Annotated in this window: 1 protein-coding gene; it reads left to right on the top strand. The window is 66.0% G+C overall.

The genetic code is table 11. The features are described from left to right. Positions 1-290 precede the first annotated feature (290 nt). Positions 291-774 (top strand): shikimate kinase (locus tag C1I89_RS33775; RefSeq protein WP_102776426.1); only part of this gene is annotated, 484 nt, incomplete at its 3' end.

The following is a 774-nucleotide window of genomic DNA, read 5'->3' as shown; positions in this document are numbered from 1 at the left end:
ATGGCGTGCAGGTCGGGCAGGTTGGGCCAGGCCAGCGCCAGCGCCATTCCCGCCAGCAGCACGCCGCACAGGAACAGGCCGGCACAGAAGATGCCGGTCTTGACGAAGAATCGCAGTATCGGGGAGCCGCTCTTGGAGGGCTTGTCTTTCTTGGAGGAATTCTGGGGCTTGCTCATCGCGGCGATTTTACGGGTATCTCCGGTCGGGGCTTAGCGCGGGGGACCGGTTTCTGTAACAAGATTGTGCAGTGTGGTGCGCGGGCAACTTGCGGGCAATGTGATAATGCCGGCATGAACGTTTCCGCTATCTCATGTCCGGAGGCTGCCCCGGACCCGGCGTCCCCCGGCGAGACGCCCGAAAATCCGCCTTGTGCCGCGGAGTGCGCAGGCGCGACCGCGTCGCTGCCGCACGATCTGCCCGTCTTCCTGGTGGGCATGATGGGCGCGGGCAAGACCACCATCGGCCGTGGCCTGGCGCGTGCGCTGGGGCGCGAGTTTGTGGATCTGGATCATGAGCTCGAGGCGCGTTGCGGCGTGCGGGTGCCGGTAATCTTCGAAATCGAAGGCGAAGCCGGTTTCCGTCGCCGGGAAGCTGCCGCCTTGGAAGAGTGTACCCAACGGCGCAACATTATTCTCGCCACCGGCGGCGGCGCCATCCTGGCGGCGGAAAACCGCCAGCGCCTGCACGAGCGCGGCATCGTGGTCTATCTGCGGGCCAGCGTGGACGAACTGTTCCGCCGCACCTGCCGCGACCGCAACCGTCCGCTGCTGGCCA

It is taken from the genome of Achromobacter pulmonis (assembly GCF_002885955.2).
In the GTDB taxonomy this organism is placed as follows: domain Bacteria; phylum Pseudomonadota; class Gammaproteobacteria; order Burkholderiales; family Burkholderiaceae_B; genus Achromobacter; species Achromobacter pulmonis_A.
This window is presented reverse-complemented; position numbering and strand designations above follow the sequence as displayed.